Source organism: Actinosynnema sp. NPDC053489, assembly GCF_044544865.1.
Classification (GTDB): Bacteria; Actinomycetota; Actinomycetes; order Mycobacteriales; family Pseudonocardiaceae; genus Actinosynnema.
The window spans coordinates 646,662-662,396 of record NZ_JBITXT010000001.1; the positions used below are offsets into that span (position 1 = coordinate 646,662).

16 protein-coding genes are annotated in these 15,735 nt (G+C 73.4%); 9 read left to right on the top strand and 7 right to left on the bottom strand.

Annotated features, from left to right (window positions below; all coding sequences use genetic code 11):
- Positions 1 to 2 precede the first annotated feature (2 nt).
- The 7 genes from ACIGNX_RS02385 to ACIGNX_RS02415 form a co-directional block, all read right to left on the bottom strand.
- The gene (locus tag ACIGNX_RS02385) at positions 3 to 1,190 is read right to left on the bottom strand and encodes an ROK family protein (RefSeq protein ID WP_396535441.1); all 1,188 of its coding nucleotides are present in this window, start codon (positions 1,188 to 1,190) and stop codon (positions 3 to 5) included.
- Positions 1,187 to 1,540, bottom strand: a complete 354-nt coding sequence (locus ACIGNX_RS02390; RefSeq protein WP_396535443.1) for a 4Fe-4S dicluster domain-containing protein — start codon at positions 1,538 to 1,540, stop codon at positions 1,187 to 1,189. The genes ACIGNX_RS02385 and ACIGNX_RS02390 overlap by 4 nt, the downstream gene beginning before the upstream one ends.
- Positions 1,537 to 3,108, bottom strand: coding sequence for an FAD-binding protein (locus ACIGNX_RS02395; RefSeq protein WP_396535445.1), 1,572 nt, complete (start codon positions 3,106 to 3,108; stop codon positions 1,537 to 1,539). Before ACIGNX_RS02395 ends, ACIGNX_RS02390 begins: the two co-directional genes overlap by 4 nt.
- A 26-nt stretch (positions 3,109 to 3,134) precedes the next feature.
- The gene (locus ACIGNX_RS02400) at positions 3,135 to 3,986 is read right to left on the bottom strand and encodes an ABC transporter permease (RefSeq protein ID WP_396535447.1); all 852 of its coding nucleotides are present in this window, start codon (positions 3,984 to 3,986) and stop codon (positions 3,135 to 3,137) included.
- On the bottom strand, positions 3,983 to 4,804 hold the full coding sequence (locus ACIGNX_RS02405; protein WP_396535449.1) for an ABC transporter ATP-binding protein: 822 nt from the start codon (positions 4,802 to 4,804) through the stop codon (positions 3,983 to 3,985). Before ACIGNX_RS02405 ends, ACIGNX_RS02400 begins: the two co-directional genes overlap by 4 nt.
- On the bottom strand, positions 4,801 to 5,808 hold the full coding sequence (locus ACIGNX_RS02410; RefSeq protein ID WP_396535451.1) for an ABC transporter substrate-binding protein: 1,008 nt from the start codon (positions 5,806 to 5,808) through the stop codon (positions 4,801 to 4,803). Before ACIGNX_RS02410 ends, ACIGNX_RS02405 begins: the two co-directional genes overlap by 4 nt.
- A 79-nt stretch (positions 5,809 to 5,887) precedes the next feature.
- Positions 5,888 to 6,013, bottom strand: a complete 126-nt coding sequence (locus tag ACIGNX_RS02415) for a putative leader peptide (RefSeq protein ID WP_396535453.1) — start codon at positions 6,011 to 6,013, stop codon at positions 5,888 to 5,890.
- A 225-nt stretch (positions 6,014 to 6,238) separates the two neighbouring features.
- Here ACIGNX_RS02415 and ACIGNX_RS02420 point away from each other — a divergent pair, with 225 nt between their 5' ends.
- The 9 genes from ACIGNX_RS02420 (at position 6,239) to ACIGNX_RS02460 (ending at position 15,724) form a co-directional block, all read left to right on the top strand.
- On the top strand, positions 6,239 to 7,156 hold the full coding sequence (locus tag ACIGNX_RS02420) for a TauD/TfdA dioxygenase family protein (RefSeq protein ID WP_396535455.1): 918 nt from the start codon (positions 6,239 to 6,241) through the stop codon (positions 7,154 to 7,156).
- 62 nt (positions 7,157 to 7,218) lie between these two features.
- On the top strand, positions 7,219 to 8,136 hold the full coding sequence (locus ACIGNX_RS02425) for a TIGR03564 family F420-dependent LLM class oxidoreductase (protein ID WP_396535457.1): 918 nt from the start codon (positions 7,219 to 7,221) through the stop codon (positions 8,134 to 8,136).
- Positions 8,137 to 8,278: 142 nt separating this feature from the next.
- A complete protein-coding gene (locus ACIGNX_RS02430; protein WP_396535459.1) occupies positions 8,279 to 9,589 on the top strand; it encodes an ATP-binding cassette domain-containing protein in 1,311 nt (436 codons plus the stop codon).
- A gap of 442 nt (positions 9,590 to 10,031) precedes the next feature.
- Entirely contained in the window at positions 10,032 to 10,589 is a 558-nt protein-coding gene (locus tag ACIGNX_RS02435; protein WP_396535461.1) for a LuxR C-terminal-related transcriptional regulator, read from the top strand.
- A 12-nt stretch (positions 10,590 to 10,601) separates the two neighbouring features.
- Entirely contained in the window at positions 10,602 to 11,519 is a 918-nt protein-coding gene (locus ACIGNX_RS02440) for a TIGR03619 family F420-dependent LLM class oxidoreductase (RefSeq protein ID WP_396535463.1), read from the top strand.
- A gap of 28 nt (positions 11,520 to 11,547) precedes the next feature.
- Positions 11,548 to 12,468: a LysR family transcriptional regulator gene (locus ACIGNX_RS02445; protein WP_396535465.1), complete on the top strand. Its 921-nt coding sequence runs from the start codon at positions 11,548 to 11,550 to the stop codon at positions 12,466 to 12,468.
- 180 nt (positions 12,469 to 12,648) lie between these two features.
- Positions 12,649 to 13,578: a DMT family transporter gene (locus ACIGNX_RS02450; protein ID WP_396535467.1), complete on the top strand. Its 930-nt coding sequence runs from the start codon at positions 12,649 to 12,651 to the stop codon at positions 13,576 to 13,578.
- A 218-nt stretch (positions 13,579 to 13,796) separates the two neighbouring features.
- Positions 13,797 to 14,534 (top strand): hypothetical protein, encoded by a 738-nt coding sequence (locus ACIGNX_RS02455; RefSeq protein WP_396535469.1) that lies wholly within the window; start codon positions 13,797 to 13,799, stop codon positions 14,532 to 14,534.
- Positions 14,531 to 15,724, top strand: a complete 1,194-nt coding sequence (locus ACIGNX_RS02460) for an FAD-dependent oxidoreductase (RefSeq protein WP_396535471.1) — start codon at positions 14,531 to 14,533, stop codon at positions 15,722 to 15,724. Before ACIGNX_RS02455 ends, ACIGNX_RS02460 begins: the two co-directional genes overlap by 4 nt.
- Positions 15,725 to 15,735 lie beyond the last annotated feature (11 nt).

The window sequence follows — 15,735 nt, forward strand, 5'->3', positions numbered from 1 at the left end:
CTTCAGACTCCCAACCGGATCGGGTTGCGCAGGTTCAGGGGATCGGCGTAGATGGCGTCGAGCTGCACGGCGCCAGCCGCCACGCCGAGGACGTCGAGGCCGAAGCTGCTGCCCAGCACGGCCGACGGCGACGGGCACGCGCGGGAGGTCGCGGCCACCTCGGCGCGCAACGCCTCCGCGCACTCGGGCAGCCGGATCACGCCCAGCTCGGTGACCACGACGACGTCCGGGTTGACGATGTCGAACAGCAGCGCGGCGGCGCGGGCGACGGTCCGGGCCCGGTCGACCAGCAGGGCGGTGGCGGCGCCGTCCCCGGCCACGGCGGCGTCGCCCAGGTCCGCGATCGAGGGCCGGTCGACCACGCCCGCCCGGTAGGCCCGCCACGCCCACGCCCGGTCGGACACGGTGGCCTCCAGGCAGCCGTTGCGCCCGCACGGGCACTCGATCGCCGGGTCGCCCAGCGCCAGGTGCGCGACACCGCCCGCCGCCGAGCGCGCGCCCCGGTGCGTGGCGCCACCGGTGATGATCGCCGCGTCCACCACGTTGCCGACGAACAGGTGCACCAGCGACTCGTGGTGGCCCGCCGCGCCGAACAGCTGCTCCGCCCGCGCCAGCGCCCGCGCGTGGCTGTCCACCAGCACCGGCAGCCCGGTCCGGGCGGCCAGCAGGTCGCGCACGGGCACGTCGCGCCAGCCCAGCGAGGTGTGCTCGACCAGCGTGCCCGCCTCGGTGTCGACCCAGCCGCCCACCGCGACGCCCAGGCCGAGCGGTACGTGCCCCGGCAGGTGTTCGGCGTGCAGCCGCACCAGGTGGTCGGCGGCGGTGGTCAGCACGTCACCGGGGTCGTCCGGGTCGCGGTGCGGCACGCGCAGCCGCGCCCGGACCCGCCCGCGCAGGTCGAGCAGCGCCAGCGTGCAGTGCTCGTGGGCGATGTGGACGCCGGCCACCAGGTGGCGGCCGGTCTCCACGTCCACCGGGGTGTGCGGTCGGCCGATGCCCTGGTACGGCAGCGGTCCGGCCACCTCGGTGAGCAGGCCGAGGCCCGTGAGCGCGGCGCAGTTGCGGGTCACGGCAGCCGGGCTCAGGCCGGTCAGCCGCGCGACGGTGCTGCGCGCGACCGGACCGTGCCGCAGCACCGCGCCCAGCAACGCCGCCGCAGCCGTGCCGCGACCCGTCACGCCCGCGTTCACGAGATCAGGGGCGGGCCGGACGGGGACAGCGCCGGGCCCACCGCGCGGGCCGCGCCCGGAGTGCGCCCGCGACCCCACCCGATGTCGCGCCGGTAGCTGCCGAGCAGCCCGGTGCGCCGCAGGTGCTCCTCGTCGTGCGCGGGGGACTCGGCGGGCAGCGGGTGGGTGTGCGGCGCGACGAACAACGCGTCGGTGGGGCAGTTGGCCTCGCACTGGAAGCAGGTCTGGCAGTCCTGCTGCCTGCTGATCACCGGCACGCCGTCCGGGCCGCGGTCGAAGACGTTCGTGGGGCACACGGCGACGCACTTGTCGCAGGTGACGCACCGCGCGGCCGACACCAGCTCGATCATGCCGCGACCTCCTGCGGGCGGGCCCACACCTCGTCCAGGCCGCCGGAGGTGATCCGGAAGTGCTGGGCGGGGTCGAGGTCGGGGAAGTCCAGCCGCTTGGCCATGCCCCGGCTCTCGCTGCGCGTCAACGCCGAGGTGTACATCCAGCGGGCGTGCGCGACCATCGCGGCGGCCTGACGGGCGCGCACGAGGTCCGCGCCCTCGGCGCGCAGGCCGGAGCGGACCGCCGCCCACGTCGCGTCGAGCTGCCCCAGCGCGGTGCGCAGCACGTCGCCGTGCCGCAGGTAGTTCTTGTCGTACGGCAGCACCTCGGCCTGCACCGCGCCGACGACCTCCGCCGCCGACACCGCCGAGGTCGTGCCGGTCGGGCGCAGCCCGGCGCCACCGGCGGCGCGGACCCGCCGTGCGGTCGCACCCGGTCCGAGCGCGCGGGCGAACCGGGCCGCCGCCCGCCCCGACCACGAGCCGGACGAGATCGCCCACGCCGCGTTGTGGCTGCCGCCGCCGGTGAACCCGCCGCAGATCAGCTCCCTGGTCGCCGCGTCACCGGCCGCGTACAGGCCCGGCACGGTGGTCGCGCAGCCGTCGTCCACGATCCGGATGCCGCCCGTGCCGCGCACCGTGCCCTCGGCCAGCAGGGTCACCGCGAACGGCTGGGTGAACGGGTCGACGCCCAGCCGGTCGAAGGTGAGGAAGAAGTTCGGCTGCGCCAGCCGCATCGCCCGCCGGGCGGCCTCGTCGGCCCGGTCGAGCTTGCAGAACACCTTCTCCGAGGCCAGCAACGTCCGCGCGATCACCGACCGGCCCCGCTGGCTGCCCGCGCCGTCGAGCACCGAGCCGTCCGCCCGGTAGAAGGTGGCGTAGTTGTAGAACGCGGTCTTGGTGACCGAGGTGTGCTCGGGCGCGATGCCGTAGGCGTTGGAGAACTCCATGCCCGACAGCTCCGCGCCCACCTCCGCGGCGAACAGCGCGCCGTCACCGGTGTTGACGTTGCACCCCAGGGCCTTGCTGAGGAAAGCGCAGCCGCCGGTGGCGAGCACCACCGCGCCGGCCCGCACCCGGAACGCCCGGTCGGCCTGGCGCTGGTAGCCCGCCGCACCCGCCACCGCCCCGTCGTCGGTCGCGAGCAGCTCGGTGACGGGGCTGTGGTCGAGGACCCGCACCCCCGCCCGGCGCACCCGGATGCGCTGCCGCCGCATGTACTCCGGCCCCTGCAGGCCGTTGCGCAGCGGCGCGCCGTCCGGGCCGACCGGGAACGGGTAGCGGGCCACCTCGGCCAGCTCGTTGACCCGGTCGTAGGTCTCGTCGAGCACCCGGGCCATCCACCGCCGGTCGGCCAGGTACCCGCCCAGCGCCTCGCGGCTCGCCATGGCGCGCTCCCGGGCGTCGGGCTCCGGCGGCACGTACCACACGCCGGTGCCACCGGACGCCGTCGCGCCGCTGGTGCCGCAGTACCCCTTGTCGGCCAGCACCACCGAGGCGCCCTCCTCGGCGGCCTTGAGCGCGGCCCAGGTCGCCGCGGGCCCGCCGCCGACGACCAGCACGTCCGCGTCCAGTTCGAGCGTCATCCGATGCTCCTTCCGTGCGTGGGGGATCAGGAACCGACCGGGACGCGCCAGGACGTGAACCGGCGCTCCAGGGCGACCAGCAGCTGGTTGAACACGACGCCGATCGCGGAGATCGTGACGATGCCCGCGTACATCCGGGGGATGGCGAAGTTGAACTGCGAGGCGTTGACCAGGTAGCCGAGGCCGGCCTTCGCGCCGACCATCTCCGCGGCCACCAGCACCAGGATCGAGACCGCGCCCGCCAGCCGGATGCCGGTGAACACCGTGGGCACGGCCGCGGGCAGGATCACCTTCTGGAACAGCCGGAACCCCGAGAGGTCCACCGACCGGGCCAGCCGCAGCAGCGTCGGGTCGACACCGCGCACGGCGCTGATCGTGTTCAGCAGGATCGGCCACGTGCAGGCGTAGAACACGATGGCGATCTTGGACGTCTCGCCGATGCCGAGCAGCAGCACGAACACCGGCAGCAACGCCAGCGCGGCGGTGTTGCGGAAGACCTCCAGCAGCGGCCCGAGCAGCGTGGCCACCGGTTTGTACCAGCCGATCAGCAGGCCGAGCGGCACGGCGACCGCCACCGCGAGGCCGAACCCCGACAGCGACCGGGCCAGGCTCGCCCCGGTGTGGTCCAGCAGCTGCCCGTTGCCGGCCAGGCGCCACCACTCGTCGAGCACGGTGGAGAACGGCGGCAGGAACGTGGCGTCGACCAGTCCCAGCCGCGGCGCGACCTCCCACACCGCCAGCAGCAGCACGACGGCCGCCACCTTGCCGACCCCGGTCACCAGGGCGTCGGCCACCCGGCGCGCGACCGACGGCCGCCGCACCCGGCCCGCGGGCCGCTCCCCGTCCACGGCCGGTCGTGACTCCAGCAGCGCGGTCATACCCCCGCCACCTCCTTCTCCTGTTGCTGGGCGCGGGAGACCTCGTCGTGCAGCAGCTCCCAGATCCGGTGCCGGTACCGCGCGAACCCGGTGCCGGAGCGCAGGTCGGCCTGGTCCACCCGGTCGCCCAGGTCGATCGGGACGACCTCCTTCACCCGGCCGGGCCGCGAGGTCAGCACCGCGACCCGCTGGCCCAGGTAGACCGCCTCGTCGATGGAGTGCGTGATGAACACGACCGTCTTGCCGGTGCGCCGCCAGATGCGCAGCAGCTCGTCCTGCAACGACTCGCGGGTCTGCGCGTCGAGGGCCGCGAACGGCTCGTCCATCAGCAGCACGGTCGGGTCGTAGGCCAGGCTGCGGGCGATCGCCACGCGCTGCCGCATGCCGCCGGAGAGCTGGTGCGGGTGCCGGTCCTCGAACCCGGCCAGGCCCACCAGGTCCAGGAACTCGCGGGCCCGGGCGGGCCGCTCGCGGCGCGGCACGCCGGCCGCTTCCAGGCCGAACTCGACGTTGCCCTGCGCGGTGCGCCACGGCAGCAGCGCGTACTGCTGGAACACCACGCCCCGGTCCAGCCCCGGGCCGGTGATCGGCGCGCCGTCGAGCAGCACCCGGCCCTCGCTCGGCTCGGTCAGGCCGCCGAGGAGGTCGAGCAGGGTGGACTTGCCGCAGCCGCTCGGCCCGACCAGGACCAGGAACTCGCCGCGCTCCACGTCGAGGTCGACCCCGCGCACGGCGGTGAACTCGACCCGCCGGCGCGAAGCCCGGTCCTTGACCGGGAACCACTTGGTGACGCCGCGGAAGCTGATGTGAGTGCTCACGCCGCCACCCCGTTGAACTCGTTGGTGTAGAGCTCGTCGAGCCTGACCTGGTCGCGGGTGATCTCGCCGCGGTCGGCGAGCCAGTCGACCCACAGCGACAGCTCCTTGTCCACGATCCGGCCGCCCTTCTCCGCGACGCCGTTGGACTTCCAGTAGCGCAGCGCGGCGGGGTCCTCGTTGCGCCCGCGCTGCGTGAGGATCCCGACCTTGCGCGCCACGACCTCGTCGCGCGGGGTCGTGCGGCTCCACTCGATCGCCTGCGCCACACCGCTGACGAACGCCCGCACGGTGCCCGGGTTGTCTCGGAGGAACTTCTCGGTGAACACGTACGTGCCCGCGGTGAACGCGCCGAGCAGGTCGAAGTCGGAGAACAGCTTGCGCAGGCCGCCCTTCTCCAACGCCTTGTCGCGCAGGATGCCGCCGAGCACGCCGACCTCGATCTGCCCCTGCCGCACGGACTGCTCGATGTTGACCGGCGGCACGGCGATCGGCTCCACCTTCTTGATCTCGTCGGGGGTCAGCCCGTTGCGCTTGAGGTAGATGCCCAGCATCGCCTCGTGGTGCGCGCCCAGGGTGTTCATGCCGACCTTCTTGCCGAGCAGGTCGCGCGCGGACCTGACCGGGCTGTCCTCCGGCACGTAGAAGCCGCTGTAGGCCGCCTCGTCGGAGCCGTAGTAGCCGATCACCGACTTGATCGGGGCACCGGCGGCCTTGAGCTTGACGACCGCGCCGTTGAACGCGCCGCCGAAGTCGACCTGGCCGGTGGCGGCGGACTGGATGTCCTGCGGGCCGCTGGTGGTGTTGCCGACCCACTCCAGCTTCACGTCGCCGAGGTAGCCCAGGTCGGCGGCCAGTTCGGGCAGCGTCACGTCGCCCGCCCACCCCTGGTAGCGCAGCGTGCGGGTCTCCGCGCCGCCGCCGGCGCCCGCGGTGGAGCAGCCGACGGTCGCCGCCGTCAGGCCGAGGAGGGTGAGGCCGAGGAAGTTCCGTCGCGTGCTGGTCACGGCGAATCCTTTGCTGGGAAAAAGCGGGCAGGCCGAAATACCGGGAACCGGGGCCCGGGGGAGGGAAAGGACGTGCGGTTCAGCGACCGGCGCGACAGAGGGCGCCGGCCTGCCGTCGGAGATCGACGTGCCTGCGCGAGGTGAGGAACACGGCTTGGCTCACGTTCGAGAGCGTCACACCCAGGTCAGGACCGGTCAACGGCATCGGGGCACGTCCCACATCATGGAGCCGGCGGTCCGCGGAACTGGACACGGACCACTTTTTTGCCCGGTGCAAGTAAGTCGCCGCGGGTCCGGCGAACGGCCGCGGCCGGTGTCAACCGGTTCCGCGTGTTGGGACGACTTAATTCACCGCCGCACAATGTTGTGCTGGCTCCGCGCGGCTGCCCATCGTGAAGTGGAAACGCATTCTCACGAGAGGACACCGGCGATGACCGCACAGCTCTCCGACACCATCACCGTCCACCGGCTCGGCGCCGGCATCGGCGCCCGGATCGACGGCGTCCGGTTGGGCGGCGACCTCTCCGAGGGCGCGGTCGCGGCCGTGCGGGAGGCGTTGCTGGCCAACAAGGTCGTGTTCTTCCGCGGCCAGGGGCACCTGGACGACGCGGGCCAGCTCGCGTTCGCCCGCCTGCTCGGCGAGCCGACGCTGGCGCACCCGACGGTCAAGGGCCGCGAGCACGCCAACGTGCTGCCGATCGACTCCGACTACGGCAAGGCCAACAGCTGGCACACCGACGTCACGTTCGTCGACCGGGTGCCCGCGATCAGCGTCCTGCGCGCCGTGGAACTGCCCCCGTACGGCGGCAACACGGTGTGGGCGAACACCGCGCGCGCCTACGAGGAGCTGCCGCCCGCGCTCAAGGCGCTCGTGGACCGGCTGTGGGCGGTGCACAGCAACGTCTACGACTACGCCGGGCACGTCGACTCCACCCGCATCGGCGGCGTGGACGTGAAGGAGGAGTCCTACCGCGACGAGTTCGAGTCGCAGCGCTACGAGACCGAGCATCCCGTGGTGCGGGTGCACCCGGAGACCGGCGAGCGGGCGCTGCTGCTCGGCCACTTCGTCAAGCGCATCGTGGGCCTCACGAGCACCGAGTCGCACGTGGTCTACCGGCTGCTCCAGGACCGGGTCACCAGGCTGGAGAACACCGTGCGCTGGCAGTGGGCCGAAGGCGACGTGGCGATCTGGGACAACCGCGCCACCCAGCACTACGGCGTCGCCGACTACGACGACGCGCACCGCCGCCTGCACCGCATCACCATCGCCGGTGACGTCCCGGTTGGCGTGGACGGCGTCACGAGCACCGCGGTCGTCGGCGACGCGGCCCACTTCTCGGCGCTCTGATCCGCGTCTTCCCGCATGGTGGACGCGGGAAGACCGCGCGCCCGCCCGGGGTTGGCGTGCACGTGAAGATCGGTGTGGTGGTGCCGTCGGGCACCGGGAACGCGGTGGACGCGGCGGTCGCGCTGGCACGCGAGGCCGTCGCCGCCGGGATCGGGTCGGCGTGGTTCGGGCAGCGGTTCGACGTGGACTCGGTGGCGCTGGCCGGGTTCGTCGGTCGGGACGTGCCGGGGCTGGAGGTGGGCACGTCGGTCGTGCCGGTGTACGGGCGGCACCCGATCACGCTGGCGGGCCAGGCCCAGACGACGCAGGCCGCCACCGGCGGCAGGTTCACGCTCGGGCTCGGGCTGGGTGCGAAGGCGTTCGTGGAACCGGTGTTCGGCGAGGAGCACGACCGGCCGGTGCGGCGGTTGCGGGAGTTCCTGACCGCGTTGCGGTCGGTCGTGGACACCGGTGCGGTGGACTTCGAGGGCGAGACGCTGGTGGCCCGCACCCCGCTGCCCGCGTCCGTCCCCGGCGGCTCGCCGCTGCCGGTGCTCGTGGCGGCCATGGGCCCGCAGGCGCTGCGGGTGACGGGGGAGCTGGCCGACGGCACGGTCACCAACATGGCCGGGCCGCGCGCCCTGGCCGAGCACATCGTGCCCGCCCTCACGACCGCCGCCGCCCGCGCGGGCCGTCCCGCGCCGCGGGTCGTGGCGGCGCTGCCCGGCCTCGTCACCTCCGACGTCGCGGCGGCACGGGAGCGGGCTGCCGAGCTCACCGCGTTCTACACCCGCGTGCCGTCCTACCGGCGCTCGATCGAGCTGTCCGGCGTCGACCGGGCCGCCGACCTGGTGGCGATCGGCGACGAGGAGGAGGTGGCCGCGGAGGTCCGGCGCTACTTCGACGCCGGCGCCACCGAGGTCGTGCTCACCCAGACCGACCTGACCACGGCGGAGGACCGCGTGCGCACCTGGCGCCTGCTCGGCGGCCTCACCCCCTGATCCGGGGGTCGACCTGCGCGGTGTTGACCTGCGCGGGGTCGACCGGGCCGGGACCCGCACCGCCGAGCCGACCAGGACCGCGCTGGACCTGTTCCACCTGGCCACCGACGCCCGCCCGGCCGGCGAGCTGCGCGTCTCGCGCGTGCCGGACGAGCTGCGCGCCCGGCACCGCCGGCTCCGGGACGAGGCGACGGCGGTCCTGTGGCGGGCGCACCCGACCGCCACGTGGGTCCGCGCGGTCGGCCGGGTGGTCTTCGCGCTGGCCTGCGTGGCCGGTGTGCTGCTCGTCGTGCGCGAGGCGGTGGCCGGGCGGCGGGACGTAGGGGACGTGGTGCTGGTCGTGCCGGCCGTGCGGGTCGACCAGCAGGTCGCCACCGCCGTCGCGCTGCTGCGGGACCTCCAGCGGATGGCCGGCGCGTACCGCCGGCTCACCGGGCTCACCGGGCTCGCCGCCGCGACCGCCGGCCCCGACCGGGTCGCGCGCGGGGAACCGCCGGACCGCCTGCGTGACGGCATCCACCTGGCCGGCGTCGCGTTCACCCACCCCGGCACCGAGGTCCCCGTGCCGCGGGAGGTCGACCTGCGGCTGCCGGCGGGCGCCGCGGTCGCGATCGTCGGCGGGAACGGCGCGGGCAAGTCGACCCTGGTCAAGCTCTTCTGCGGGTTCTACCGGTCCACCGCGGGCCGCGTCCTGGTCGACGGGACCGACCTGCGCGACCTGCCGCTCGACCGGTGGCGCGACCGCGTCGCCGCCGGATTCCAGGACTTCGTGCGCTACGAGTTCACGGCACAGGAGGCGGTCGGCGTCGGCGACCTGCCCGAGGTGTCGGACGAACCGGCCGTGCGGGCGGCCCTGGCGCGGGCCGACGCCACCGGCGTGCCGGCGGGGCTGCCCGACGGCCTGCGCACGTACCCGGGCAAGACCTACGCCGACGGCGCGGAGCTGTCCGGCGGCCAGTGGCAGAAGCTCGCGCTCGGCCGGGCCATGATGCGGCAGGCCCCGCTCCTGCTCGTGCTGGACGAGCCGACGTCGGCACTGGACCCCGAGGCCGAGCACGCCCTGTTCGAGCACGCCCTGTTCGAGCGCTACGCCGAGCACGCCAGGCGGGTCGCCGCCACCACGGGCGCCGTCACCGTCTCCGTCTCCCCACCGGTCCTCCACCGTCCGCACGGCCGACCTGATCGTCGTGGTCGGCGACGGCCGGGTGCCGGAGGTCGGCGACCACGGCCGCCTCATGGCCGCGGGAGGTCTGCACGCGGAGCTGTTCGCGCTCCAGGCGCGGGCGTACGGCTGAGGGGCACGGCACCCCGGCAGTGGTCGCATGTGGAGGATCGCCGATCGGTCATCCCCAATCATGCTCCACAGTGGACTATGACGATTCGGTGGATTCGCGCCACAGCGCGCAAATCCGGCAAAGGCGACCACTCGACCGGTCGCCGAGGGTCAACGTGATCGAGATTACATTCCGAGGTCACCCTGTCGCGGTGCGTATCGGGCGGGGGTGGTGAACGGGTGATGCGGGGTCGTGGCGGTCATTCCCGGTGAAGTGGATTGGCAACCTATCTTCCTTGCCCGGACGACCCGATCCATAGTGGACGGACCGGGACGGCTGCGGTGGCACCGGATGGCGGTGGCGGCGGGCCGGCACCCTCCGGTGCGCCGGCGACCGGCCGGGCGACATCCCGGCGGGCCGCCGGACCTCCGAACGGGGAAGGCCGTCGTGCCGCCGGATTCGGGGTGCTCCGGGGTCGCGGTGCCGAATGGCTCCCGCCCTGCGGGACCGCCGCGCGGCGGGCGGCGACCCGGCTTGCGCTCACCCACGCCCTCGGGTAAACACGAATCGCAATCCGGCAACCGCGTATTCATTGCCAAGACTGGACGACTGGGGGAAGTCATGGCGAAATTCGCCGTGGAGATGATGTTCGAGAGCGACGACCCGCGATTAGCCCACACCCGGCCGGCGCACCGGCTCCACTGGGAGCGGCAAGCGGTGCTGGGGTTCCTGTCGGGCGGCGGTTGGTACACCGATGATCGCGGCGGGCTGCTGCTCTGCGAGGCGCCCGACGAGCGCGCCGTGCGCCGGGTGGTGCAAGCCGATCCGTATGTCCGGTGCAACCTGGTCAAAAGCGTCCGGGTGCTCGAGTGGACGCCGGTGCCGGGCGGCCTCGCCGCGCGGTCCGACCAACCGGGCCTGATCGCGCTCGGCGGCTCGGCGGTCCCCGAGTCGCGGCGGAATGCGGAGGATTCGCGCCCGGCCCTGCCCGCGGCCTCCCGGGAGTTGACCGCGCACGAATCGCGCATCGCCGAACTGATCGTGTGCGGCAGGACGAATCGCGAGATCGCCGCGGTTTTCGGCGTTTCGGTCCGCGCCGTGGAACTGCACATCACGAACATCTACCGCAAGCTGGGCATCGCGCGACGCGCGCAACTCGCCGGCGCGCTGGCGGCCTGACGGCGAGGGAACATGGAATTCGGAGTGAACATCCCCACCTACGGCGACCGGGCCACGCCCGACGCGATAGTGGGCTGGGTGCGGCACCTGGAAGACGTCGGTTACCACCTGGCGATGGTGTCCGACCACGTCGCGCTGACCCCGGAGGTCGAGCGGCTGTTCCCCGCGCCGTTCTACGACCCGTTCACGACGTTGGCGTGGCTGGCGGGGCAGACGACCCGCATCGGCCTGGGCACGACCGTCGTCGTGCTGCCGTACCGGCACCCGCTCGTGATGGCGCGGATGGCCGCGAACATCGACCGGTTCAGCGGTGGCCGGTTGGTCCTGGGCGTGGCCGGGGGCTGGGCGCCGGGCGAGTTCGCCGCCGTCGGCGCCCACTACGAGCGGCGGGGCCGGGTCTCCGACGAGTCCTTGGCGGCCATGAAGGAGTTGTGGACGCGGGAGTGGGCCGAGTTCCGCGGGCGGCACGTGTCGTTCGGGCCGGTGGCCACGGGTCCCGCGCCCGTCCAGCGCCCGCACCCGCCGATCTGGGTGGGAGGGCACAGCGCGGGCGCGTTGCGCCGCGCGGTCCGCCACGGCCAGGCCTGGCACCCGACCTCGGTCCCGGTCGGCTACCTGCGGCGCGTCGGCCTGCCGGGGTTGCGCCGGGTGGCGGAGGCCGAGGGCCTCCCCGTGCCCGCGCTGGCGCCCCGGATCAAGCTGCGCGTCACCGAGCGCCCGCTGCCCGACGACCGGCGCCTGCTCGGCGAGGGCACGCTCGACCAGGTTCGCGACGACCTGGCCGAGCTCGACGACCTCGGCGCGACCCACGTCGTCCTCGACACCACGTTCCCGGGCGAGACCAGGCGCCACCCGGCCGAGCACTACTGGGGCATGCTGGAACGGGTGGCGGCCGACGTCGTCGACCTCTCGACCGGACGACTCCGTTGAGCTGGGTTCCCACGAGGCAGGTTGGCAGATGGCAGAGCTGGACGTCCGCAAGTTCCGGGTCCTGCGGGAGCTGGAGGAGCGCGGCACCGTGGCCGCGGTGGCGCAGGCGCTGCACCTGACCCCGTCCGCGGTGTCGCAGCAGCTCGTCGCGCTGAGCCGGGAGGCGGGCGTCCAGCTCGTCGAACCGGTCGGCCGCCGCATCCGGCTCACCGACGCGGCCAGGGTGCTCCTGCGCCGCGCCGACGACATCTTCGCGCAGATCGAGCGGGTCCACGCCGACCTCGCCGCGCACTCCGCGGGCCACGTGGCGGACGTGCGGGTGGCCGGGTTCGCCGCCACGCTGTCCGGCCTGGCCCTGCCCGCGCTGCGGTTGCTGCGCACCTCGCACCCGGACCTGCGGGTGCGGCTGGTCGAGTCCGACCCGCCGGAGTCCTTCGACCGGTTGGTGCGCGGCGACATCGACCTGGTGCTGGCCCTGGCCTCCAAGGACAGCCCGTCGGTCAACGACCGCAGGTTCCACCGCGTGCCGCTGCTCGCCGAGCGGTTCGACCTGGCCCTGCCGCTGCACCACCCCCTCGCGCACGCGCCCGAGGTGCGGTTGGCCGACCTCGCCTGCGAGCAGTGGATCTTCTCCAACAGCGACACGTGCCGGGACATCTCGCTGGCCGCCTGCATCTCGGCGGGCTTCACCCCCGAGGTGGCGCACGAGATCGGGGACTGGGAGGCGACGCTCAGCGCCGTCGGCCTGGGTCTCGGGCTCGCGCTGGTGCCCCGGCTGATCGACACCAGCGGCCACGACGACGTGGTCATCCGCGTGCTGGAGGCGAACAAGCCGACCCGGCACCTGTTCGCCGCCGTGCGGCGCGGCGCCGAGTGCGCACCGCACCTGGAGGCCGTGCTGACGGCCCTGACCGAGGTCGCCGAGGCCAAGGCCGCCTTCCCGGGCTGATCGTTCAGGTTCCCTGCACGATCGACCCCACAAAGTGTTGCTGGAAGTGCCGCGCTCCCGCTGCGATGCTGGGACCACGACCGGGTTCCGTGCCTTCGGGCGAACGCCGGCCTGCCTCGGCGGTGGTTTCTCGGAAATCCGCCCGCCAGTTCGTGGACAGCAACGGCAGAGGGATGGCGCATGTCTTGGGAGCTATCTAAGAGCGGCTTGGCGAGGCTCGTCGCGCTCGGTTTCATCTGGGGCTCGGTCTTCATGTTCATCAAGATCGCCGGATATGCCGTCTCGCCGGTGCAGATGGTGTTCACGAGATTGGTCCTCGGTGCGCTGGTGCTGCTGCCGTTCGTCTTCAGCCGCGGTTTGCGGTTGCCGAAGGAGGCCAAGGTCTGGGGACACCTGGCGGTCGCGGCGCTGCTCGGCAACGCGATCCCGTGGACGTTGTTCGCCTGGGGCGAGCAGTCCGGCACGTCGAGCATCGCGGGCGTGATCAACTCGACCACCCCGCTGTGGACGATCGTCGCCGCGTTCGTCCTCGGCCAGGACCGGGGGCTGGGGGTGACCAAGATCGCCGGCGTGCTGCTCGGCCTGCTCGGCACCCTGCTCATCGCCGCGCCCTGGAACGCGGCCTCGGTCGGCAGCACGGGCAGCGTCGTCGCCTTCGTCGTCGGCACGGTCAGCCTCGGCGCCAGCTTCGCCTACATGGGCAAGTTCCTCACCGGCCGCGGCGTGCCGCCGCTGGTGCTGGCCGCCGCGCAGCTGACCGCGGCCTCGGTGCTGATGCTGCTGGCACTGCCGTTCGCGGGGCTCCAGCCCGTGAGCTTCCGGCTCGACTCGGCGCTGTCGCTGGTCGTGCTCGGAGCGGTCTGCACCGGCCTCGCCTACGTGCTGAACTTCCAGATCATCGCCAAGGACGGCCCGACCATCGCCTCCACGGTCACCTACCTGTTCCCCGTGGTGTCCGTGCTGCTCGGCGCCCTGGTGCTGGACGAGGTGATCGGCTGGCCCGTGTACGTCGGCGCGGTCGCCTCGATCCTCGGCGTCACCCTCGTCCGGCGCAAGCCGAAGCAGGCACCGGGAGGCGTCACGGCCCCGGTCGCCGCGGCGAAGGGATAACCCCGCACTCCCGCCCGGCACGGCACGAGATCTCCCGGAACCGACGTTCCGGGAGATCTCGTGCCGTGCCATTTTTGTGGTCGCCGTCCGTTTCGGATCTCCGTAGAGGATATTTCCGTGTTCGTTCTGTGGTTTACCGTAGTGAGTCGTCCCGGTGGGGCTGCCTAATCTCGCTGTCAGCGAAAGCGGGATGTGAGGGGTTTGTCGTGATGTCCAAGATGAACAGTCCCAGATTGGGTGTTGTCGTCCCTTCCGGGAATGCGGCAGTGGAACCGGAGATCGCCGCCCTGCTGGCCGGATTCGTCAACGTCCACGCGGCTCGTTTTCCCGTTTTCCCGGATCGGGAACAACGGGAGCGGATCTCCCTGTACAACGACGCGCTGCCGGCGGCCGTCGAGTCGTTCGGGCGGCTGGGCCCGGACGCCGTGGTGGCCGAGTGCAGCGGCTCGCACTACCTCCAGGGACCGGACGAGGAAAGCCGGTTCTGCGAGCGGCTCAGCGAGCGGCACGGTGTCCGGGTCACCACCGTCACCCGGACCGTGCTCGCGGCGCTCGCAGCGCTGGGCGTGCGCGAGACGACGCTGGTGTCCCCGTACCAGCCGTGGCTGACCGACCTGTCGCGCGCCTACTGGGAAGCGGCCGGCATCAAGGTCCGCGACGTGGTGCGGGTGCGCTCGTCGGTCGGCTTCTCGCCCTACGACGTGACCCCGGACGAGCTGGCCGAGCAGGTGCTGGCCGCCGACCGGTCCACCGACGAGGTGCTGCTGGTCACCGGGACCGGCATGTTCACGCTGGAGGCGTTGGAGCGGCTGGGCGCGGGACGCGACCGCGTGGTGCTCACCTCCAACCTGTGCACGGCCTGGTGGGCGCTGCGCGAACTCGCGCCCGGTGCGGACGTGCCCGCCCACTGGCCGCTGCCCACGGGAGCGACCGCGGCCGCGGGTGCGCCGGCGTGAGCGTCCTCGTCGTCGGCGCCGGACCCGTCGGCCTGACCGCCGCGCTGGTGCTGGCCCGCGACGGCGTCCCGGTCACCGTGCTGGAGGCCGGTCCGGGCCTGGGCGCGGCCTCCCGCGCGTCGACGTTCCACCCGGCGACGCTCGACCTGCTGGCCGACCTCGGCGTCGCCGAGCGGTTCACCGCCCTGGGCCGCGCGGTGACCAGCCTCCAGTGGCGCGACCGCTCCGGGGCGCTGCTCGCCGAGATGCCCTACTCGCTGCTGGAAGGGCTGACCCGGCACCCCTTCCGGCTGCACGCGGAGCAGAGCGCGCTCACCCCGCTGCTGCTGGAGGAACTCGCCCGCTTCCCCCACGCCGACGTCCGGTTCGACACCCCGGTGTCCGGCGTCGTCCAGCACCCGGACGGCGTCGAGGTCGTGCTCCGCGCCGGCGGCACGCTGCGCGCCGGGCACGTCCTGGCCGCCGACGGCGCGCGCAGCGCCGTCCGCGCCTCCCTCGGCCTGCGGTTCGCCGGCGCGGAGTACCCGACGTGCGCGCTGCGCGTCATCACCGACACACCGCTGGACGAACTGGTGCCGGGCCTGTCGCCCATGACCTACTTCCGCCACCCCGAGCAGTCGTGCAGCGTGCTCGGCATGCCCGGCCTGTGGCGGGTGATCCTGCGCGTGCCGCGCGAGGCCCACGACGGCACCGTGCCGCCGGACCGGGTGGTCGACCTGCTGCACCGCGCGCTGCCCACCGCCGCCCCGCGGATCTCCGTCCGGGACGCGCACACCTACCGCACCTCCCGCCGCGTCCTGGACGACTACCGCGCGGGCCGCGTGCTGTTCGCCGGTGACGCGGCCCACCTGACCTCCACCGCCGGCGGCATGAACATGAACTGCGGCATCCACGACGCCGTGGACCTCGCCGGGGCCCTGGCCGCGGTGGTCCGCGGTGCGCCCGACGACACCCTCGACACCGCCGCCCGTCGGCGCCGGACCGCGGTCACCGACCAGGTGATCCCGCGCAGCGAAGCGCGGGTGTCCGGTGTGGATGGACGCGGCGGCACCCGCGTCGAGGACGCGGTGCGCGAGATCGCCGACACCGCCGAGGACCCCGTGGCCGCCACCGCCTGGCTCAGCCGGGCGTCGATGCTCGACTCCGCACCACGTCACGTGCCACCCGCTCGTTCCGCCCAGTCCGCTTGACTCCCCGAAAG

Bases quoted from the DNA above. Each gene is read 5' to 3' on its own strand.
- ACIGNX_RS02390 (WP_396535443.1), bottom strand. From the start codon at position 1,540: ATGATCGAGCTGGTGTCGGCCGCGCGGTGCGTCACCTGCGACAAGTGC.
- ACIGNX_RS02395 (WP_396535445.1), bottom strand. From the start codon at position 3,108: ATGACGCTCGAACTGGACGCGGACGTGCTGGTCGTCGGCGGCGGGCCC.
- ACIGNX_RS02400 (WP_396535447.1), bottom strand. From the start codon at position 3,986: ATGACCGCGCTGCTGGAGTCACGACCGGCCGTGGACGGGGAGCGGCCC.
- ACIGNX_RS02415 (WP_396535453.1), bottom strand. From the start codon at position 6,013: ATGCCGTTGACCGGTCCTGACCTGGGTGTGACGCTCTCGAACGTGAGC.
- ACIGNX_RS02420 (WP_396535455.1), top strand. From the start codon at position 6,239: ATGACCGCACAGCTCTCCGACACCATCACCGTCCACCGGCTCGGCGCC.
- ACIGNX_RS02435 (WP_396535461.1), top strand. From the start codon at position 10,032: ATGGCGAAATTCGCCGTGGAGATGATGTTCGAGAGCGACGACCCGCGA.
- ACIGNX_RS02440 (WP_396535463.1), top strand. From the start codon at position 10,602: ATGGAATTCGGAGTGAACATCCCCACCTACGGCGACCGGGCCACGCCC.
- ACIGNX_RS02445 (WP_396535465.1), top strand. From the start codon at position 11,548: ATGGCAGAGCTGGACGTCCGCAAGTTCCGGGTCCTGCGGGAGCTGGAG.
- ACIGNX_RS02450 (WP_396535467.1), top strand. From the start codon at position 12,649: ATGTCTTGGGAGCTATCTAAGAGCGGCTTGGCGAGGCTCGTCGCGCTC.
- ACIGNX_RS02455 (WP_396535469.1), top strand. From the start codon at position 13,797: ATGAACAGTCCCAGATTGGGTGTTGTCGTCCCTTCCGGGAATGCGGCA.